Here is a 19,660-nt window from a genome sequence, read left to right as displayed (position 1 = left end):
CAACGCGCGTGGCAAAAAGGGTACTCGTTGTCGAGGACAACGAACTGAACCTGAAGCTGTTCTGCGACCTGCTGCGTGCGCATGGCTATGACACCGAACCGGTCCGCGACGGGCGCGAGGCGGTGACGCGGGCGCGCGGCTTTTCGCCCGACCTCATCATTACCGATATCCAGCTGCCGCACATGACGGGCTTGGAGCTCATCACGATGCTGAAGGGCGATATGCGGCTCAGGACGATCCCGATCATGGCGGTCACGGCCTATTCGGGGCGCGACGACGAAGACCGGGTGCGCGCGGCGGGGGCCAATTCCTATGTGACGAAGCCGATCTCGGTGGTGCGGTTCATCGGCGAGGTGCGCGGGTTGTTGCCGGCGGAGGGGTAGGCTTAGGTTTTCTGCCCGTCCCCAGCCCCTGCTCCAGCCCCAGCCCCAGCCGTTCGCTTCGAGCGGAGGTTCGAGCTTGTCGAGAACCGTAGTCGAGAAGGGAGTGCCCCACGCTATCCGTTCTCGACGGACGCTTCTCGACAAGCTCGAAGCTGCTCGAACCGAACGGGTAAGAGACGGGTGGCGTCGAAGCGGCTATTGCAACTCGACCCTCGCGACGAGCATCGTCAGCAGTGCCGACAGCGCGGCGACGACCCATAGCGCCGCCAGCCCCAGCCAGTTCCAGCCGAGCGCGCCGAGCGTCACCCCGGCGACGAAGCCGAGCCACAACAGCACGTCGCGGCGCAGGCCGGGTGCCGAGCGGTCGCCGAGCAGGCGGCGGGCGAGGCGCTGGCCGATGCGGACCAGCGTGCCGGTCATGTAGGTCAGGCCAATGCGCACCTCGCCATCGGGGGCGACCACGCCGTTCTGCGCGCCCATCGCCGCTGCGAGCATCAGGATGGCCAGCGTCAGCGGTGCGAAGGCAGCCATCGCCGCGCCGATCGCCAGCATCAGCGTGACGAGCCCCATCACCGCCTCGGCCCGCCGCCCCGGCCGCAGCCGCTCGGCCGCCGCCGCGCCGGCGATGGTGCCGAGCATCGCCCCGGCGACGAATGCCAGCACCAGCGCGGCAGCGGTCGCGGCAGTGTAATCCCAGCCATGGGCGAGGCCGACGCCGAACCGCGTCGAATTGCCGCTCATGAACGAGGCGAAGAAGCCGCCAAGGCCGCTGAATGCCAGCGCATCGACGGTACCGGCAAGGGCAGCCAACAGGACGGTGGTAAGCGTGGCGGCGGAGGACAGGCGTCGCATGGAATTCCTTGTGCCCGATCGAACGGTGGCGCGGCAAGCACCCCCTCGCCACCCGCCTTGCCGTACGTTAGCGAGGCGCCATGGTTCCTTCTCCGCTGGCGCTGGGGCAGATGCTCGGCGCGCTCGACATGCTCGGTATCGCGGTGTTCGCCGCGTCGGGGGCGCTGGCGGCGACGCGTGCGGCGCAGACCTTCGTCACCGCCGCCTTCTTTGCGCTGATTACGGGAGTCGGGGGCGGGACGGTCCGCGACCTGCTGATCGGAGCGCCGGTGTTCTGGGTGCATGGATCGCCGGTCGCGGGCATCTGTGTCGGCATGGCGATGCTGGTGTGGATCACCCCCGAACATTGGTGGCGCGACAAGGCGCTCGACTGGCTCGATGCGGCGGGGCTAGCGGCCTATGGCGTGTTCGGCGCGGCCAAGGCGCTGACCTATGGCGTGCCGCCGCTGCAGGCGGCGGTGATGGGGGTGCTGACCGCGTGCGTCGGCGGGATATTGCGCGACGTGCTGGCCGGGGTGCCGTCGATCCTGATGCGGCCGGAGCTGTATGTGACGGCGGCGGCGCTGGCGGCGGGGCTGCATGTGGTGCTGGTGGCGCTGGGGCTGCCGCCGTTCGTGGCGGCGCTGCCGGCGGCGACGGCGGGCTTCGCGCTGCGGGGGGCGGCGATCCGGTTCCGGATCGCGCTGCCGGCGTATCGGGGGAAGCGTTAGGGGGATGGAGGCGTTGTGGCCGGCGTCTTATCCGGGCTCTTCCCTCCCCCTCCACCCCGCCCGTTCGCTTCGAGCGCAGGTTCGAGCTTGTCGAGAACCGCAGTCGAGAAGGGGTTGCCCCAAGAGAGGCGTTCTCGACGGACGCTTCTCGACTTCGCTCGAAGCTGCTCGAACCGAACGGTTGGGGGGGACGAACGCTCGAACCGAACGGGAATTGGACGGGGGCCGTGTAAGGTCTACCCCCGGACCACTCCGACCTCGCGAAACGCCCGCGGTTCCTTCGGCGGCACGGTGCCGTCGTTCAGCCGGCATTGCCAGAAGCCGACATCGATCCAGCGGCCCTGTTTGAAGCCGACTTCGCGGTAGACGCCGGCGCGGCGGAAGCCGACCGCTTCGTGCAGGGTGATCGAGGCGTCGTTGGGGAGCGACAACACGCCGATCGCCTGGGTAAAGCCCTGTGCGCGCAGCGTGTCGATCAGTGCCTCGTACAACAGGCGGCCGGTCCCCTTCTGCTGCGCGCTGCCGGCCATGTAGATCGAGGTTTCGACGACATAGCGATAGGCGGGCCGTTCGCGGAATTTCGTCGCATAGGCATAGCCGAGCACCGCGTCGCCATCCGCCTCGCCGGTGGTCGCGACCAGCCATGGATAGAAGCCGTCGCTGGCGGCCATGCGGTGGCGGATCGCGCGGGTGTCGGGCGCCTCGGTTTCGAACGATACCGTGCCGCCCAGCACATAGGGCGCATAGATCGCCGATATCGCGGCGGCGTCCTCGGGCCGGGCGGCGCGGATCGCGATCATGAGAACAGCCGCGCCACGATCAGGTCGAACAGCGACGCATCCTCGGCCGACGGCGCGACCGGCCCCAGCCCGGCACATTCGAGACAGCGCGCCTGCACGCCCGTACGCGCGGTCAGCATCCGCCGGGCATCGCCCAGCGCCTGCGCCATCAGCGCGCGCTGTTCGATCGCGGCGGCACCGAGCAGGTCGGTGGCGGCATCGGTCGTCTCGCCCTTCTCCCGGTCGGCGAAGCTCTTGAGCAGCTTTTCATAGGCCGAGGGTTCGCGGTCGAGATAGACGGCGCGGACCTTGGCGGGGTCGAGCTTCGCGCGACGTGCCGCCTCGGCGACCGCATCGTTCAGATTGCCGAAGCGGTCGACCAGCCCCAGTTGCCGCGCGGTGCCACCGTCCCACACCCGGCCCTGCCCGATCTGATCGACGCGCTCCGGCGTCAACTTGCGCGAGGCCGCGACGAGGCCGGTGAAACGGCGATAGATGTCCTCGACATTACCCTGCATGATCGCGTCGAACGCCGGGCTGGTGCCGCGCATCACGTCGGGCTGACCGCTCAAGGGCGTGGTGGCGACGCCGTCGGCGGTGACGCCGATCTTGGCGAGGGTATTTTCGAAGGTCGGGATGACCCCGAACACGCCGATCGACCCGGTGATGGTGTTGGGTTCGGCAAAGATCACGTCGCCCGGCGTCGACACCCAATAGCCGCCCGATGCGGCGAGGCCGCCCATCGAGATCACGACCGGAATCTTCGATACCTGCTTTGCCTGCAGGATCGCCTGACGGATGCGTTCGGAAGCGAGCACCGAACCGCCCGGCGAATCGACGCGGACGACCAGTGCCTTGAGGTTCTTGGTTGCCAGACCGTCGAGCAGCAGCTTGGCGATGGTGTCGCCGCCCGCCGTGCCGGCCTTCGCCTCGCCATCGACGATCGTGCCGGCGACGGTGATGACGCCGACCGCGTCGCCGCCGGTCGGGACCGGGTTCGCCGCCAGCCAGTTGTCGTACTTGATGGTGCGGAAGCTGCCCGCGCCCTTGCCCTTGTCCTCGCCCGCCAGCGCGGCGACGCGGTTGCCGAAGGCGATGCGGTCGCCGAGCTGGTCGACCAGCCCGCCGCGCAGATTGGCCTGAGCGATGTCGCCGCCCGCCGCCTGCACCGTTTCGGCGGGGCGGGTCAGGAAGGCGTCGAGCTGCGCCTTGGGCCGCGCCTTCTGCACCGCCGCGCGCCATTGGTCGAAGATCGCGCCGTAGAGCGCCTGGTTGGCGGCACGCGCGGGTTCGGACTGGTCGGCGCGGGTGAAGGGTTCGACCGCCGACTTGAACTGGCCGACGCGGTAGACATGGGCGTTGACGCCGAGCTTGTCGATCAGCCCCTTGTAATAGGGTTGCGACCCGCCGGGGCCGCGGAACAGCGTGCCGCCGAACGGATTTTCCCAGATCTCGCTGGCGTTCGACGCGATGCGATAGCCGCCATCGGTGTAGAGCGTGGCATAGGCGAGCACCGGCTTGCCCGACGCCCGGACCCGCGCGACCGCGTCGCCGACCTCGGCCAGCGCGGAGGGATAGCCGCCGGCGAACTTGTCGAGGTCGAGCACCACGACCTTGACCCGGGCATCGCCCTTTGCCGCGTCGAGCGCGCGGACGACGTCGCGAAGTCGCAGCTGCTGGGCGACCGGCTGGCCGCTCAGCACCGCGACCGGATCGGCCTCGGCGGGTTGTTCGACGATCGATCCCGACAGGTCGAGCAGCAGCGCGCCGTCGGTCACCCGCGTATTGGGGCGGCTCGATAGGGCAGCGAACAGACCGCCGAAGAACAGCAGCAGCAGGATCAGGACCAACGCGTCCTTGATCCCGACCAGCAGCTTCCACGCACCCCGGACCAGTTTCACGGCAATTCCTTCGTTTATCGTCTAGCGATAAATAGCCGGATGAAGGCCCGAGTAAAGTGGAGTCGGCACGGCTGCTTCGAACGGACTTCCCATAAACGTCATCTCAGCGAAGGCTGGGATCTCTCGCGGCAGACAGACCGTGCTATCACCGGAACATCCCAGCCTGCGCTGGGATGACGTGTTTGGCGGCGAAAAGACAGCGCGTCAGACGCGCATCGGCATCAGCACATAGAGCGCGGGCGAGGCGTCGTTCTCGCGGATCAGCGTCGGGGCGGCGGCGTCCGACAGGTGCACCTCGCACAGGTCGCTGTCGATCTGGCCGAGAATGTCGAGCAGATAGCGGCTGTTGAAGCCGATCTCGAACGGGAGCGCGGCATATTCGCCGGGCACTTCCTCCGCCGCCGCGCCGTTTTCGGGCGACGTCACCGACAGGGTGATCTTGTCGCGGTCGAGCGCCATCTTGACCGCGCGGGTCTTTTCGGTGGCGATGGTCGACACGCGGTCGACGCCTGCCATGAAGCTTTTCGGGTCGAGCTTCAGCAGCTTGTCGTTCGCGGTCGGGATGACGCGCGAATAATCGGGGAAGGTGCCGTCGATCAGCTTGCTGGTCAGGATCGCCTGTCCGAGATCGAAGCGGATCTTGCTGCCCGACAGCGACACGCCGACCGAACCGTCGACTTCGTCGAGCAACTTGCGCAGTTCGGCGACGCATTTGCGCGGCACGATGACGTCGGGCATCTTTTCCGCGCCTTCGGGGCGGTCAACGGTCATGCGGGCGAGGCGGTGGCCATCGGTCGCGGCGGCCTTCAGCACCGGTTTGCCGTCATTTTCGGCGACGTGGAGGAAGATACCGTTCAGATAATAGCGCGTTTCCTCGGTCGAGATCGCAAAGCGCGTTTTGTCGATGATCGCCTTCAGCGTGGTCGCGGGCAATTCGAATTGCGTCGGCAACTCGCCCTCGGCAATCACCGGGAAATCGTCGCGCGGCAGCGTCGCGAGGCTGAAGCGCGCGCGCCCGGCCACGACGGTCAGCCGACCTTCGGCCGCCGACAATTGGACCTGTGCGCCCTCGGGCAGCTTGCGGGCGATGTCGAACAGCGTGTGCGCCGACACGGTGATCGCGCCCGCCTGATCGATCGCCGCCGAAATCGTCTCGTCGATCTGGAGATCGAGGTCGGTCGCCATCAGGCGCAGCGTCGATTCGCCCGCCTCGATCAGCACGTTCGACAGGATGGGGATGGTATTGCGCCGCTCGACCACGGACTGGACGTGGCTGAGGCCCTTCAACAGGGTCGCGCGTTCGATCGTCGCCTTCATGATGTTCCCCTGCGCGGATGCGCTCGCACGCGGGCCGGCGGAATCGGCCGGCGCCGCTTTAGATCAACGCAGCATGTCTAGCGCAAAGAAAGGCCGGAGCAAGCCGCTCCGACCTTCCTCGTGCGTAACGGTTAGCGCATGGTTAACGCGCGCTAACCTTTTATCAGAAGCGGATGCCGACGCCGGCCACGACCTGATGCCGGTCGGTGTCGATGTCGAACTGCGACGTCGTGCTGCCGTCGATGCGCTGGAAGTCGGCGTTGTTGTAGTTCGAGTAGCGGTATTCGAGCTTGGCATAGGCGCGCGTGCCGATCGCCTGTTCGATGCCGGCACCCAGCCGATAGCCGTTCAGTTCGAAATTCTCGCGGCTGTCGACGGTGCCGTCGCTGGCCAGTACGTTCAGGCGGGCATTGGTGTAGCCGCCCTTCACATACGCAAGCGTGGTCGGCGCGACGAGCAGGCCGGCGCGCGCGCCGACATAGAGGTCGCGGCCGGTCGACACGCTGCCGAAGCCGAAGAAGTTCGGATCGGTCCGCGCGGTCTCCACCTTGCCGGTCGATCCGGTATACTCACCCTCGACACCGATCAGGAAGTTGCTGAGCGCGAAGTCGTAGCCGGCATCGACGCCGTAGAGCAGGCCGTTGACGGTCTGGTCGTCGCCGTCGAGGTCGGTATCCTGGGTGCTGCCCGGACGGATGCCGTCATAACCGGCGAGCGCGCCGACGCGGAAACCGGTGAAGGCCGGGTTCACGTCCTGCGCCATGGCGGGCGCGGCGGAAAGGGCAGTGCCGGCAGCGGCAAGACCGAGGATGAGGGTACGCATAGTCGAAACTCCATTGTCACCGCCCATATGGGCGCCGGGGTTCAATGGACGCATTGCCCGCGCGTTGCATGAACCTCACCTAAACAGCGAAAACCGTTGCATTCGCGCAACACGGGCTTGAAAGCAGGACCATGACGACCCATCCCCACGCCGCCCGCAAGGGACGCGACTTCATCGCCCGCCATGGCGAAACCGTGTATAATATCGCGCAGCGGATGCAGGGCGATCACCCGCATACCCCGCTGACTCGCAAGGGCTTCGCGCAGGCCGATGCGATGGGCGCGGCGCTGCGTGAATTGCTGGGGGCCAAGCCGAAGCTGACGTTGTGGGCATCGAGTGCCGGCCGCGCGCTGCAGACGCTGGCGATCATCGCCGAGCATCTCGAACTCGACTGGCATTCGGCGCGGCGCGACGACCGGCTGGTCGAGATCGGCATGGGCGAATGGTCGGGGCGCTATTATCACGAACTGACCGGGGCCGACGCCGACTTCCTCGATGTCGAGGCGCGGCTGTACCGCCGACCCGCCCCCGGTGGCGAATGGTATGACGCGATCGCGGCGCGGGTGGGCGCCTGGGCCAGCGATACCGACAATGATCCCGGCGACCGGCTGGTCATCATGCACGGCATGTCGAGCCGGGTGCTGCGCGGCGTGCTGACGGGCGCCGATGTGATGCCGCAGTTCGACGCGCCGGTCGCCCCCGATCTGCCGCAAGGGTCGATCGCGCTGATCGAGGGCGGGCACGAGGCGATCGCGCATTTGGGCAGCGGCGGGCCGTCGATGGCGGCGCCGGCTTGATCGCGCTGCTGCTGGCGGTAACGGCACCGCAGGCGATCGGCATCCACGCCCGCTGGGGCGCGTTTCGCGACGAGGCGCCGACGCGCTGCTATGCGATCAGCCGCCCGGTGCGTGGGCGTACCGGAACACCCTTCGCCAGCATCGGCAACTGGCCGGGCGCCGGTGCGCGGGGGCAGGTCCATGTCCGCCTGAGCCGCGCGCGCAACGACCGGGCGCGGGTGGTGCTGGCGATCGGCGAGCGGCGTTTCGAACTGAAGGCCGGGCGGATCGATGCATGGAGCCCCGACCCCGCCACCGACCGCGCGATCGTCGCGGCGATGCGCGGCGGACGGTCGATGAGCATCGAGAGCGTCGCCGAAAACGGTGCGCCGTTCGTCGACGTCTATGCGCTGGCAGGCGCGGCGACCGCGATCGACGCGGCGGCGTTGGGGTGCCTGCGGGGTTGATTTTTTCGACCGATCAACTAAGTGACCACGTATCAGGCCCCCGGCATGCCGTCTTGAGGCGCTCGAAAGAGCAGATATCAGCTCAAGGCCGATCCCGGGGGCAACCCATACCGGTATGGCGTTATGTCGACGGCTGTCGTGATCGATGGTGCGTATTTTCTGCGCCGATTCGGATATAGTTTCCCGCATCTTGACCGGAACGATCCGGCCCAGGTGGCATGGGCGGTCCTGTATCTTGCCGGCTGGCATCTGGCGATTAGGCATCGATCCGAACCGGTCGCAGTCGGTGACGTATCGAGCGGCTATCGGCCGACCGAATCCGCCAGCCTGTACCGCATCTTTTTCTATGACTGCCCGCCGTTAACTAAGCGGCTGCACCATCCGGTATCGCGGACCTCGCTGGACCTCGCCAAGACACCGACGGCCTTATTGCGTCAGGCGATCCATACGAAACTGCTCGACGCGCGAAAGGTCGCATTGCGGCTGGGCCGGTTGAACGAGGACGTCAGCTGGGTTCCGAAAGCGGACGCATTGCGTCGCTGGCTGGACGAAGGCTTCGTTCCGACCGATGCCGATTTTGAGATCAAGACCGTGCAGAAGGGCGTCGATATGCGCCTCGGTCTGGATGTTGCGGCGATGGCGTTCAAGCGCCAAGTCGACCAGATCATCCTGATCGCCGGCGACGCCGATTTCGTACCGGCTGCCAAACTCGCCCGACGCGAGGGCATCGATCTGGTACTGGACCCGATGGGCGGACGTGCGGCGCGCGATCTGCTCGACCATGTCGATGGCGTTCGAATGTGCCGAATGCTCGAACCCTCTGGCAATACCGAATGGCTGATTGCATGACCGTGACCTCCGAAATGCCCCCTATGCCGATTCCCGGCCATGTCGATCCCGTGCCCGTTCCGCGGCCACTGGCGCCGCGTCCCGATGGCCGCACCGATCTGGTCGGGCTGTCCAAGCCGGAGATTCGCGCCGCGCTCGAAGCCGCCGGCTTCGACGCGAAACAGGCCAAGTTGCGCGCCAAGCAAATCTGGCACTGGATCTACAATCGCGGCGCGACTGCATTTTCGGCGATGACCGATATCGCCAAGGCGCAGCATCCGACGCTGGACAGGCACTTCGTGATCGGCCGGCCCGATGTGAAGGAAGCGCAGGTGTCGAACGACGGCACGCGCAAATGGCTGCTGACCTCACCCGACGGGCAGGATTACGAGATGGTGTTCATCCCCGACGCCGATCGGGGCACGCTGTGCGTGTCGAGCCAGGTCGGCTGCACGCTCAACTGCACCTTCTGCCACACCGGCACGATGCGGCTGGTACGCAACCTGACGCCGGGCGAGATCGTCGGACAGGTGATGCTGGCGCGCGATGCGCTGGGCGAATGGCCGAGCCAGCCCGAGGGGCGGATGCTGACCAACATCGTGATGATGGGCATGGGCGAGCCGCTGTATAATTTCGATGCGGTGCGCGATGCGCTGAGCGTCGTGATGGACGGCGACGGGCTGGCGCTCAGCAAGCGGCGGATCACGCTCAGCACGTCGGGCGTGGTGCCGATGATGGCGCGGGCGGGCGAGGAGATCGGCGTGAACCTCGCCGTGTCGCTGCATGCGGTGACCAAGGAAGTGCGCGACGAGATCGTGCCGCTCAACCGCAAATACGGCATCGAGGAATTGTTGCAGGCGTGCGCCGATTATCCCGGCGCCAACAATGCGCGGCGCATCACGTTCGAATATGTGATGCTGAAGGACAAGAACGACAGCGACGACGATGCGCGCGAACTGGTGCGGTTGCTGCGCAAATATCAGCTGCCGGCGAAGGTCAATCTGATCCCGTTCAACCCGTGGCCGGGCGCGCCGTACGAATGTTCGACGCCCGAACGCATCCGCGCGTTCAGCGACATCGTGTTCGAAGGCGGCATCTCCGCCCCCGTCCGCCGGACGCGCGGGCAGGATATCGGCGCGGCGTGCGGGCAGCTGAAGACTGCGGCGGAAAAGAAGAGCCGGGCCGAGCGCGATCGCGAGGCGGCGGCGGTTGTCGGCTAATCTTTGCTGACCGCCGGCCCGGACGAACGCCATCGTCCGGGCCGTACGGGATCAGTGATTTTTCAGCGCGGCATGGACCGACTGGACGAAATGGTCGCCCGGACGCGCTTGGCAGCTGGCCACCACCGCCGGACGGATCGATTCGATCCCGGCGACGGTCAGGGTCGGATGCGGCTTGCCCTTCGGACCATAGTTGGCGGCGTAGCGGATCGCTTCGGGCTGGAAGCGTTCGTCGAGCGCGGTGAAGTCGCGGCAGCTGACGGTTTCGAGCTTCTTGCCGCTCTTGATGACGGCGATGGTGCGTTCGGTTCCGGCGCGGCCGGGCACCTCGGCGGCTTCGGCGACCCATGGCTTCTTGGCCTGCTGCGCCACGGCGACACTGCCGGTGGCGAGGGTGGAAGCTGCGACGACCGCGAGGAAAATCTTCTTCATGATGCCATCTCCTTTCCATGTGAGGCTTCCAGGAATCGCGTAAATCCGGGGATTGTTTCCCTTCCGGTCCGACATTACGAAGCTTTCATGCAAGGGCATGACAGGTCCTCGTATAGCATGAAGGAACGTTCATCCGGCGGGTGGTCCGGGGGCCGTGGCGATGGCGGCGGCTCCGCGAAACGGCCTCGACAGGCGGCGGCGGTTGCGCTCTAGCGGCGCGATGGTCGATCCCGTTTCCCTTGCTCTCGCTGCCGGTGCCGGCATGGTCGGCGGTGCGATGAATGCGCTGGCCGGGGGCGGTACGTTCGCGACGATGCCGGCGCTGATCGCGCTGGGGCTGCCCGGGTCGATCGCCAATGCGACATCGAACGTGGCGTTGCAGCCGGGCGCGATCGCCAGCGCCTGGGCCTATCGCCGGGGGCTGGGTCCGCTCGGCGGATTGCCGATCCGGCTGCTGGCGTCGATCACCTTCGTATCGGGGCTGGTCGGCAGCCTGTTGCTGGTATGGACGCCCAGCGACCTGTTCGACGTGATCGTACCTTGGTTGTTGCTGATCGCCTTCCTCGCCATCGCGACGGGCAAGCGCGCGGCGGTGTGGCTGCACGACCGGGTGACGATCGGGCCGGCGTCGCTGGTCGTCGCACAGGTGCTGCTCGGCATCTATGGCGGCTATTTCGGGGGCGGCGTCGGCATGATGGTCACCGCGACCTATGGCCTGCTCGCCGGGACCGATCCCAAATCGATGGCGGCACCGCGCACGCTGATGCTGGCCACCGCCAACAGCGCGGCGGCGATCGTGTTCGTCATCGGCGGCATGGTGGCATGGGCGGCGTGCGTGCCGATGCTGCTGGGCGGGATCCTTGGCGGCTGGCTGGGCGCGAAGCTGGGGGTGAAGCTGACCTCGGGACAGGTGCGGGCGTGGACGTTGCTGGTGACGTTCAGCGTGACGGTGGCGTTCTTCGTCCGCGCCTATCGCTAAGCGTCAGCGCGGCCGGCGTAGGTCGAAGCGTTCGCCGGGTTCGAAATAGTCCCCCGCCCCGCCGCCGCGGAGGATCGGATGGGCGCGTTCGGTGCGGTAGATGCCGTCGTCGAGCAGCGCCGGGTCGATATGGACCTGCACCACTTCGCCGAGCACCAGCCAGGTATCGATTTCGCCGCCCTCATGGTCGGTCAGGCGGACGATCTGGGTCGATCGGCACTCGAACTGGACCGGCGATCCGGCGACGCGCGGCGGAGTGACCATGGTCGAAGGAAGCGTGTCGAGCCCGGCGAGCGTGAACTCGTCGGCATCGGTCGTCGCCGAGGTCGCGTTCATCGCCTCTGCCTGCGCGCGGGTCGCGAGGTTCCAGACGAACTCGCCGGTCGCGCGGACATTGGCGAGCGTGTCCTTGGGCCCGGTCGAGGCAAAGCCGATGATCGGCGGGCGATAGTTGAAGGCGTTGAAGAAACTATAGGGTGCGAGATTGCGCTTCCCCTCCGCCGACACGCTGGCGATCCAGCCGATCGGACGCGGCGCGATGATCGCGTTGAACGGGTCGTGCGGCAGGCGATGGCCCTCGGCCGGTGCATAGGAATGGAAATCGGTCATGTCCCGCCAACGCACGATCTGCACCGATGGCGCAACCGTGCTTCGCAATCGGCACGATCCGGCCTAGATACAGGGGATGACGCGTTCGATCTATCGCCACCGGCTGGCCACGCGATTGTGGCACTGGATCAATGCGGTGGCGGTCGTCATCCTGATCGGCAGCGGCTTGATGATCCTGAACGCGCATCCCCGGCTCTATTGGGGGCGCTATGGTGCGAATTTCGACCATGCCTGGCTGACGTTCGACCGGTTTCCGGGATGGGTGACGATCCCGCAGAATTATAACCTGGCGCTGGCGCGCAATTGGCACCTGACCTTTGCGCTGGTGCTGGGGTTCGGCCTGCTGGCCTATATGGTCACGAGCCTCATCAACCGGCATTTCCAGCGCGACCTGCGCATCCGGCGCGGCGAATTGTCGCGGTCGCACCTGTTCGCCGATATCCGCGCGCATCTGGCGTTCCGCTTCCATGATCCGGAGGCGCCGGGCGACTACAACGTGCTCCAGAAACTCAGCTATGTGCTGGTGATCTTCGGGTTGTTGCCGCTGGTGATCCTGACCGGCATCGCGATGTCGCCGGGGCTGAACGCGGCGTTTCCGTGGCTGCTGGAGGTGCTCGGCGGGCGGCAGTCGGCGCGATCGATTCACTTCCTCGCCGCCAGCGGCATCACCCTGTTCGTGATCGTCCATCTGGTGCTGGTGATCCTGGCGGGGGCGGTGAACGAGATGCGCTCGATGGTCACCGGGCGCTGGCGGGTGCCCGAATGAGCCGGCTGCTGTCACGGCGATCCGCGCTGGTCGTGGGGGCGGGCGGGCTGGTCGCAGCGTGCGACCGGGTGGCGCAGTTGCCGGCGGCGCAGACGCTACTGGGCGGGGCGGAGGTCGCGCATCGCGGGTTGCAGCGGGCGATCACCGCGCGCGATGCACTGGCGGTCGAATATCGGCCGGAACAGCGCTCGCCGATCTTCCGTGCCAACGGGACCAACAATCCCAACACGCCCGATTACAACGCACATGCCGCGAACCGCTTCGCCGACTGGCGGGTGACGGTCGACGGGCTGGTCGCGCGGCCGCTGTCGCTGCGGCTCGATCAGATCCGGTCGATGCCGTCGCGCCAGCAGATCACCCGCCATGACTGCGTCGAGGGGTGGAGCGCGATCGGCAAATGGACCGGGCCGCGGCTGTCGCGCATCCTCGACCTTGCCGGGCTGCGGCCCGATGCGCGCTATCTGGTGTTCCACTGCGCCGATGCGATCGGCGGGCGGCCTTATTATGAATCGATCGATTTGGTCGATGCCTTTCACCCGCAGACGATTCTCGCCTGGGCGCTCAACGACCGGCTGCTCGGCGTGCCGAACGGAGCGCCGCTGCGGCTGCGGGTCGAGCGGCAGCTGGGGTACAAGCACGCCAAATATGTCGAGCGGATCGAGGCGGTGGCGTCGCTGAACCCCATTGCGGGCGGCGAGGGCGGCTTCTGGGAGGATGTCGCCGGTTACGACTGGTATGCTGGCATCTGATCGACACGGGTCCAGGCGGCCGCCTTGCCGACCAGCCATGGCATCCGCCCGCCGGCCAGTAGCAACGCACTGCCCCGCCGGTCTTCGGCGAGCGTCCTGAGCAGCCCAGCCAGCGCGATCGGGCGGCGGAGTGTAGCGGCGAGGTCGCGCTGATAGCCGATCGCCCCCGCTGCCCCCCGACGCTGCCACGCCGCGACCGCGCGCATCGCGCTGGCGATGGCGATGCCCATACCTTCGCCGGCGAGCGACGGGATCACCCCCGCCTGATCGCCCAGCCGGTACACGCCCACCTCGGTCGCGCGCGCACGCCAGCCATAGGGGACGTTCGCGACCGCATCGATCGTCGGGCTGGCGGCGAGATAGGCCAGCCGTTCGCCGAGTGCCGGACATTCGCTCGCCAGCAAGCGCAGCAGGCCGGGCAGATCGCCCGCCGCGCGCAGCCGCGACCGGCGCAACGCCATGCACAGATTGGCGCTGCCATCCTCCTGTACCACGAGCCCGCCATAGCCGCCGGCAAAGGCGTGGAGTTCGATTGCATCGCCGATCAGCCGGGTCAGCGCCGGATGCGGTCCAAGCCGGACCCGTACCCCCATTGCCGGGTCGGGGCCGGGATCGGCATCGCGGATCGCCCCGCGCAAGTCGTGCTTGCCGGTGGCGAGGAACAGCGTATCACCGGTAAGTCCGGCGCCGTCGGCGGTATGGAGGGTGCGTGCCTCTACCGACCGGATCGCCACGCCGCGTTCGACCCCTGCCCCTGCCGCCTGCGCCGTCTCCAGCAGCAGCGCATCGAGCCGCCGCCGCGACAGGCCGATGGCGGGGGCGGGCAGCGGGGCTTCGGATCGTCCGCGCCCGGCGAACAGCACGACGCGGCGGACGACATGGCCCGCGGGCTCGACCTCGATCTGCCGCAGCGATGCCAGCGTCCGCCACGACAGGAATCCGCCGCACAGCGCATCGGGTGTGCCGCGCGACCGCTCGAGCAGCACCGGGCGCGCCCCGCGGCGCGCCAGCAGCAGCGCCGCGACGGCGCCGGCCGGGCCGCCGCCCGCGATCAGCGCCGACGTTCGACGCATAGCCGGAAGGGAAAACGCCGCCGCATCTGCGCGTCCGCAATCCCCGCCTCGGCAAGGATCGGCGGCCATTCGGACGGGCGATAGGCGCGTGCGATCGACAGCGTGCCATCGGCGCGGACGATCGGATGCCAGCGCAGCAGCGTGGCGAGCAACGGATAGCCGCGATGCGCGAAGCGATGGCGGTGCAGATCGTTGACGAACCAGCCGTGCGCCGCCTCCCCCTCCATGAAGCGCAGGAAGGCGACCAGCTGGTCATGGGACATGTGATGTGCGACGAGGCTGGAGACGATCACGTCCCAGCCCTGCCCCGCCAGATCGGCATAGTCGCCGGTGCGGTAAGTGATCGGCAGGCCGGGCGGCGTATCGGCGCGGGCGATGGTTTCGCTGCGTGGGTTCAGGTCGATGCCGACCAGTTCCGCCTCCACCCCCTTGGCCGCAGCCCAGCGCGCGATCCGGCGCAGCATGTCGCCATCGCCGTATCCCACATCGAGCAGCTTCAGCCGATCGCCCCGCCGAGCGATCCCCGACAGGAAGGCGAGCGTCGGCCGCGCCGCCATCGTCACCCGGTTGACCCGCGCCAGATCGCGCAGCACCGCGGCATAGACGGCGGGGTCGAGCGCGGGATCGTCCATTGCCTCCTCGGCATGGACGCGCGCGAAGCTCACGCCGCGCTCCGGAAGCCGAAGCCTTCGGCGGCAAGGCCGGGGCCGAAGGCGAGCGCGATGCCGCTCGATACCGGTGGCCCGGCGAGCAGGTCGGCAAGGACGAACATCAGCGTCGCCGACGACATATTGCCGTTCGCCGCCAGCACGCCGCGCGAGGCGTTCAGCGCGTCGGGCGACAGTGACAGGCTGCGTTCGACCGCGTCGAGGATCGAGCGTCCGCCGGCATGGACCGCCCAGCCGTCGACCTCGCTGAGCGACCGCCCGCCGGTCGCCGCCGCCGCGAAACCGGGATCGGCAAGCGCGGTGGCGATGCGTGCCGGCACTTCGCCCGACAAATGCATCGCGAAGCCGGCATCGGTGATGTCCCAGCGGATCAGTTCGGCCGAATCGGGCAGCGCGGCAGCGAACGGTGTCTCGATCGCGACGCCGCACGCGTCGGTCGTCACCAGCGCCGCCGCCGCACCATCGCCGAATTGCAGCATCGCCAGCAACGGTTCGAGGGTCACCGCCGGTTGCAGGTGCAGCGTCGACAGCTCGACGGTGACGACCAGCACCCGCGCATCGGGTTCGGAACGGACGATGTGGCGCGCGCTGCGCAGCGCGGTGACGGCGGCGTAGCAACCCATGAAGCCGATCAGCAGCCGCTCGGTGGTGGGCGGCAGGCCGAGCCGCGCGGCGATGATCTGATCGATGCCGGGGGCAACGAAGCCGGTGCAGCTGGCCACAACGATATGGGTGATGGTGCCCAGCGGATGCTGCGCAGCAAGCCGTTCGATTGCGGACAGCGCCAGTGCCGGTGCGGCGTCGGCGTAGACGCGCATTCGCGCCGCGGTGCCGGGCATCGCATCGGCATAGAAGCCGCCCGGCGCGACCGGCGATCCGCCGTCGCTGCCGCGGGGCAATACCGACCAGCGTCGCCCGATCCCGGCACTCTCTACCATCCGGTCGAACAGCCGCGCCTCACGCAGCGGCAATCGCGCACGCGCCCAGTCGATAAACGCGTGATGGATGTCGTGGGTAGGCGTTGCGGTGGCGACCGCGTTGAGCCAGGCGACGGGCGCGGCGGATAAGGTCATCGCCGCATCAACGCACCGGCGGCGCAAAAGGCTACGACATCAGTCCTTCCACGCCCACCACAGCTGGGCGGGCGGCACGTTCCACCATTCCATGTCGTGATCGATCCGCGCGAATTGCCGGTCGAGGAAATCGCGGACGCGCGGGTTGAACTGATAGACGAGGAACGCGCCACCCGGCCGCAACACCGCCTGCGTCGCGGCGGCGATCTCGTCCCCCACTCCGGAGGGGAGCGTCGAGAAGGGCAGGCCCGACAGCACGTAATCGGCGTGCGGCTGGCCATGATCGGCGACGATCCGTTCGACATCGGCCGCCGATCCATGGACCGCCGAAAAGCGCGAATCGAGGATCGTGGCATTCAGATAGTCGATGAAATCGGGGTTGGTATCGATGACGATCAGTTGCGCATCGGGGGCGAGGCGTTCGAGGATCGGGCGGCAGAAGGTGCCGACGCCCGGACCATATTCGACCACGACCTTCGCATTGGCCCAGTCGATCGGGGCCAGCATCTTGCGGATCAGGCGGTTCGACGAGGGGATGACCGACCCGACCATTACCGGATGCTTCACGAAGCCACGGAGGAAAATGCCGGCCGGCGATGGTACGCCGCGCGGCTTCCGTCGGGTCGCGGCGTTGGAAGTCGTCGTCATGGAAATCCTCGAACGGATGGCCGGGCGGCCATGGTCATCGCGTCGTCGCAAAAGCGAAACGAACTTGCAAGCATATCGGTTTCGCTTCGGCGTTTCGGTCCGCCGCACGGTGTTCGATTTCGGCGCCGCCCCGCCACCGGCGGGACGGCGTGCCCGCCGCTATCCCTTCGGCCCCCGCCCCTCGACCATGCCCGGCGTGATGAAGCCAAGCGGTTGAATCGACAACGCATCCTGCTTCAACCGCGACGACATGGCGCGATATTCCTCCTCCATCTCGGGCGTCACCGAAGCGCGCGACTCGCCCAGCGCTGCCTCGAAATGGGCCATGGTCACCGCGCGGGTGTCGAGCGAGTCGCGCAGCGCGAACAGACCGGCACGGCGCACGACATCCTCGAGATCGGCGCCGGTGAAGCGGTCGGTCCGGCCGGCGACGACGTCGAGATCGACATCGTCGGCGAGCGGCATTTTCTGCGTCTGGATGCCGAGGATGCGCGCACGTCCCGCCCGGTCGGGCACGCCGACATAAATCAGTTCGTCGAAGCGGCCGGGACGCAGCAGCGCGGGGTCGACCATGTTCGGGCGGTTGGTCGCGCCGATCACCACGACCGACTGCAATTCCTCCAGTCCGTCCATCTCCGCCAGGATCGTGTTCACGACCCGCTCGGTCACCTGCGGCTCACCCAGGCCACCGCCGCGCGCGGGTACCAGTGAGTCGAGTTCGTCGATGAAGATGACGGTCGGCGCCACCTGCCGCGCGCGGGCGAACAGGCGGGTGATCTGCTGCTCGCTCTCGCCATACCATTTCGACAACAGGTCGCTCGACTTGGTGGCGATGAAGTTCGCCTCCGCCTCGCGCGCGACCGCCTTTGCCAGCAGCGTCTTGCCGGTGCCGGGCGGGCCATAGAGCAGGAACCCCTTGGCCGGACGGATGCCGAGCCGGCGGAAGGATTCAGGGCTTTTGAGCGGCAGCTCGACGCCTTCCTTCAGCTTCACCTGCGCGTCGTCGAGGCCACCGACATCATCCCAGCGGACGGTCGGGGCCTGCACCATCACCTCGCGCATCGCGCTCGGCTGCACACGCTTCAGCGCCTCGACGAAATCGTCGCGCGTCACCGACAGGCTGTCGAGCACGTCCTGCGGGATCGTGCCGGCCGACAGGTCGATGCGCGGCATGATCCGCCGCACCGAATCGATCGCCGCCTCGCGGGTCAGCGCCGCGAGGTCCGCGCCGACAAAGCCATAGGTGGTGCGCGACAGCTCGCCCAGATCGACATGTTCGTCGAGCGGCATGCCGCGGGTGTGGATGCCGAGGATCTCGCGCCGCCCGCGCTCGTCGGGCACGCCGACCACGATCTCGCGGTCGAACCGGCCGGGCCGGCGCAGCGCCTCGTCGATCGCCTCGGGCCGGTTGGTCGCGGCGATGACGACGATATTGGCGCGCGATTCAAGGCCATCCATCAGCGTCAGCAGCTGTGCGACCAGCCGCTTCTCGGCCTCGCCCGATACCTGGCCGCGCTTGGGCGCGATCGAATCGATTTCGTCGATGAACACGATCGAGGGCGATGCCTTGGTCGCCTCCTCGAACACCTCGCGCAGCCGCTTTTCGGACTCGCCATAGGCCGATCCCATGATCTCGGGACCGTTGACGAGGAAGAATTCGGCATCGGATTCGTTGGCGACGGCGCGGGCGAGGCGCGTCTTGCCGGTGCCGGGCGGCCCGTGCAGCAACACCCCCTTGGGCGGATCGACGCCCAAACGCTGGAACAGTTCGGGATAGCGCAAGGGCAGCTCGACCATCTCGCGCAGCTGGTCGATCGTCTGGCCCATTCCGCCGATATCGTCATAGGTGACGTCGGCGCGGCGAGTCTCGCGCGGCTCCTCATATTCCGAGCGCAGCTCGATCTCGGTCGATTCGTCGATATGCACGACGCCCTTGGGCGTGGCGGAGACGACGAGCAGGCGGATTTCCTGCAGTGAGAAGGCGGGGGCGTTCACATAGCGGCGGACATTGGGCGACAGATTGTCGACCCGCTGGTGGCCGGTGGTGGCGACGATATCGCCCTGGCACAGCGGCCGCCCGAAAAAGGTGCGCTTCAAGGCATTCGACGATCCCTGTAGTCGCAAATTCTGCTGGGCGGGGGCAAAGACGACGCGGGTGGCGGGGCGCGATTCGGCTTTCCGCACCTCGACCTGATCGCCCGATCCCACCCCGGCATTGGCGCGCTGCAACCCGTCGATGCGGACGATGTCGAGGCCCTCGTCCTCGGGGTAGGGCGCGATGGCGCGGGCCGGCGTCGTCTTCTTGCCGACGATCTCGACCACATCGCCTTCGTTGATGCCGAGCAGCGCCATGACCGAGCGCGGGAGATGGGCGATGCCGCGTCCGCTATCCTCGGGCCGGGCATTCGCCACCTGCAACCGCCGTCCGCCTGTTTCGCTGTCCGCCATGCATTCCGTCCCGCTGACCGATTCCGAACGGCGGATATGGGCGGTGCAATGCTGGTCACAAGGCGAAAAAAAAGGCCGATCGCAAAGGACCGGCCGGAAAGTTTTTAGGAGAGGATGCCTGAAAGGCACGCTCTATGTGCAGTGCGGCGCACTTTGTTG

At 67.5% G+C, this 19,660-nt stretch carries 21 protein-coding genes; 9 read left to right on the top strand and 12 right to left on the bottom strand.

Annotated elements, in window-relative coordinates; genetic code table 11:
* Positions 1-8 precede the first annotated feature (8 nt).
* Positions 9-383 carry a response regulator gene (locus tag ACTHQV_RS04365; RefSeq protein ID WP_440488552.1) on the top strand — a complete coding sequence of 125 codons (375 nt, stop codon included), beginning with the start codon at positions 9-11 and terminating at the stop codon, positions 381-383.
* A gap of 195 nt (positions 384-578) precedes the next feature.
* On the opposite strand, the gene ACTHQV_RS04360 is transcribed toward ACTHQV_RS04365, so the two are convergent.
* Complete coding sequence (locus ACTHQV_RS04360; RefSeq protein ID WP_440488551.1) at positions 579-1,235, bottom strand: YoaK family protein; 657 nt, start codon at positions 1,233-1,235, stop codon at positions 579-581.
* A gap of 80 nt (positions 1,236-1,315) precedes the next feature.
* Between ACTHQV_RS04360 and ACTHQV_RS04355 the strand changes: the two genes are divergently transcribed.
* Positions 1,316-1,945 carry a trimeric intracellular cation channel family protein gene (locus ACTHQV_RS04355; RefSeq protein WP_440488550.1) on the top strand — a complete coding sequence of 210 codons (630 nt, stop codon included), beginning with the start codon at positions 1,316-1,318 and terminating at the stop codon, positions 1,943-1,945.
* 236 nt (positions 1,946-2,181) lie between these two features.
* Here ACTHQV_RS04355 and ACTHQV_RS04350 read toward each other — a convergent pair whose 3' ends face one another.
* The 4 genes from ACTHQV_RS04350 to ACTHQV_RS04335 all read right to left on the bottom strand — a co-directional run bounded on the left by ACTHQV_RS04350 (position 2,182) and on the right by ACTHQV_RS04335 (position 6,765).
* On the bottom strand, positions 2,182-2,745 hold the full coding sequence (locus tag ACTHQV_RS04350) for an N-acetyltransferase family protein (RefSeq protein ID WP_440488549.1): 564 nt from the start codon (positions 2,743-2,745) through the stop codon (positions 2,182-2,184).
* A complete protein-coding gene (gene sppA / locus ACTHQV_RS04345; RefSeq protein ID WP_440488548.1) occupies positions 2,742-4,625 on the bottom strand; it encodes a signal peptide peptidase SppA in 1,884 nt (627 codons plus the stop codon). Before sppA ends, ACTHQV_RS04350 begins: the two co-directional genes overlap by 4 nt.
* 204 nt (positions 4,626-4,829) lie before the next feature.
* Positions 4,830-5,942, bottom strand: a complete 1,113-nt coding sequence (gene dnaN / locus ACTHQV_RS04340; RefSeq protein ID WP_440488547.1) for a DNA polymerase III subunit beta — start codon at positions 5,940-5,942, stop codon at positions 4,830-4,832.
* 163 nt (positions 5,943-6,105) lie between these two features.
* The gene (locus ACTHQV_RS04335) at positions 6,106-6,765 is read right to left on the bottom strand and encodes an outer membrane protein (protein ID WP_440488546.1); all 660 of its coding nucleotides are present in this window, start codon (positions 6,763-6,765) and stop codon (positions 6,106-6,108) included.
* 131 nt (positions 6,766-6,896) lie between these two features.
* On the opposite strand from ACTHQV_RS04335, the gene ACTHQV_RS04330 reads away from it, so the two are divergent.
* The 4 genes from ACTHQV_RS04330 (at position 6,897) to rlmN (ending at position 10,056) form a co-directional block, all read left to right on the top strand.
* Positions 6,897-7,562, top strand: coding sequence for a histidine phosphatase family protein (locus ACTHQV_RS04330; RefSeq protein WP_440488545.1), 666 nt, complete (start codon positions 6,897-6,899; stop codon positions 7,560-7,562).
* Positions 7,559-8,008 carry a hypothetical protein gene (locus ACTHQV_RS04325; RefSeq protein WP_440488544.1) on the top strand — a complete coding sequence of 150 codons (450 nt, stop codon included), beginning with the start codon at positions 7,559-7,561 and terminating at the stop codon, positions 8,006-8,008. The genes ACTHQV_RS04330 and ACTHQV_RS04325 overlap by 4 nt, the downstream gene beginning before the upstream one ends.
* 213 nt (positions 8,009-8,221) lie before the next feature.
* The gene (locus tag ACTHQV_RS04320; protein WP_440488543.1) at positions 8,222-8,857 is read left to right on the top strand and encodes an NYN domain-containing protein; all 636 of its coding nucleotides are present in this window, start codon (positions 8,222-8,224) and stop codon (positions 8,855-8,857) included.
* Positions 8,854-10,056: a 23S rRNA (adenine(2503)-C(2))-methyltransferase RlmN gene (gene rlmN / locus ACTHQV_RS04315; RefSeq protein ID WP_440488542.1), complete on the top strand. Its 1,203-nt coding sequence runs from the start codon at positions 8,854-8,856 to the stop codon at positions 10,054-10,056. Before ACTHQV_RS04320 ends, rlmN begins: the two co-directional genes overlap by 4 nt.
* A gap of 51 nt (positions 10,057-10,107) precedes the next feature.
* On the opposite strand, the gene ACTHQV_RS04310 is transcribed toward rlmN, so the two are convergent.
* Positions 10,108-10,488 carry an HdeA/HdeB family chaperone gene (locus ACTHQV_RS04310; RefSeq protein ID WP_440488541.1) on the bottom strand — a complete coding sequence of 127 codons (381 nt, stop codon included), beginning with the start codon at positions 10,486-10,488 and terminating at the stop codon, positions 10,108-10,110.
* 160 nt (positions 10,489-10,648) lie between these two features.
* On the opposite strand from ACTHQV_RS04310, the gene ACTHQV_RS04305 reads away from it, so the two are divergent.
* Complete coding sequence (locus ACTHQV_RS04305) at positions 10,649-11,467, top strand: sulfite exporter TauE/SafE family protein (RefSeq protein WP_440488540.1); 819 nt, start codon at positions 10,649-10,651, stop codon at positions 11,465-11,467.
* A 3-nt stretch (positions 11,468-11,470) separates the two neighbouring features.
* Here the strand turns inward: ACTHQV_RS04305 and ACTHQV_RS04300 are convergent, their stop codons facing one another.
* Positions 11,471-12,076, bottom strand: coding sequence for a flavin reductase family protein (locus ACTHQV_RS04300; RefSeq protein ID WP_440488539.1), 606 nt, complete (start codon positions 12,074-12,076; stop codon positions 11,471-11,473).
* A 76-nt stretch (positions 12,077-12,152) separates the two neighbouring features.
* On the opposite strand from ACTHQV_RS04300, the gene ACTHQV_RS04295 reads away from it, so the two are divergent.
* Positions 12,153-12,842: a cytochrome b/b6 domain-containing protein gene (locus ACTHQV_RS04295; RefSeq protein ID WP_440488538.1), complete on the top strand. Its 690-nt coding sequence runs from the start codon at positions 12,153-12,155 to the stop codon at positions 12,840-12,842.
* Positions 12,839-13,591, top strand: coding sequence for a molybdopterin-dependent oxidoreductase (locus ACTHQV_RS04290; RefSeq protein WP_440488537.1), 753 nt, complete (start codon positions 12,839-12,841; stop codon positions 13,589-13,591). The genes ACTHQV_RS04295 and ACTHQV_RS04290 overlap by 4 nt, the downstream gene beginning before the upstream one ends.
* On the opposite strand, the gene ACTHQV_RS04285 is transcribed toward ACTHQV_RS04290, so the two are convergent.
* The 5 genes from ACTHQV_RS04285 to ACTHQV_RS04265 all read right to left on the bottom strand — a co-directional run bounded on the left by ACTHQV_RS04285 (position 13,567) and on the right by ACTHQV_RS04265 (position 19,501).
* Positions 13,567-14,664, bottom strand: a complete 1,098-nt coding sequence (locus ACTHQV_RS04285) for an NAD(P)/FAD-dependent oxidoreductase (protein ID WP_440488536.1) — start codon at positions 14,662-14,664, stop codon at positions 13,567-13,569. The genes ACTHQV_RS04290 and ACTHQV_RS04285 overlap by 25 nt on opposite strands.
* A complete protein-coding gene (locus tag ACTHQV_RS04280; protein ID WP_440488878.1) occupies positions 14,643-15,296 on the bottom strand; it encodes a methyltransferase domain-containing protein in 654 nt (217 codons plus the stop codon). Before ACTHQV_RS04280 ends, ACTHQV_RS04285 begins: the two co-directional genes overlap by 22 nt.
* 29 nt (positions 15,297-15,325) lie before the next feature.
* Positions 15,326-16,405 carry a type III polyketide synthase gene (locus ACTHQV_RS04275; RefSeq protein ID WP_440488535.1) on the bottom strand — a complete coding sequence of 360 codons (1,080 nt, stop codon included), beginning with the start codon at positions 16,403-16,405 and terminating at the stop codon, positions 15,326-15,328.
* Positions 16,406-16,444: 39 nt separating this feature from the next.
* Entirely contained in the window at positions 16,445-17,053 is a 609-nt protein-coding gene (locus ACTHQV_RS04270; protein ID WP_440488534.1) for a class I SAM-dependent methyltransferase, read from the bottom strand.
* A 159-nt stretch (positions 17,054-17,212) separates the two neighbouring features.
* The gene (locus tag ACTHQV_RS04265) at positions 17,213-19,501 is read right to left on the bottom strand and encodes a CDC48 family AAA ATPase (protein WP_440488533.1); all 2,289 of its coding nucleotides are present in this window, start codon (positions 19,499-19,501) and stop codon (positions 17,213-17,215) included.
* Between the last annotated feature and the right edge of the window lie 159 nt (positions 19,502-19,660).

Source organism: Sphingomonas sp. SAFR-052 (assembly GCF_051965015.1).
Classification (GTDB): Bacteria; Pseudomonadota; Alphaproteobacteria; order Sphingomonadales; family Sphingomonadaceae; genus Sphingomonas.
The sequence above is the reverse complement of the archived record's forward strand: the minus strand, read 5'-3'. Positions and strand labels throughout refer to the sequence as shown.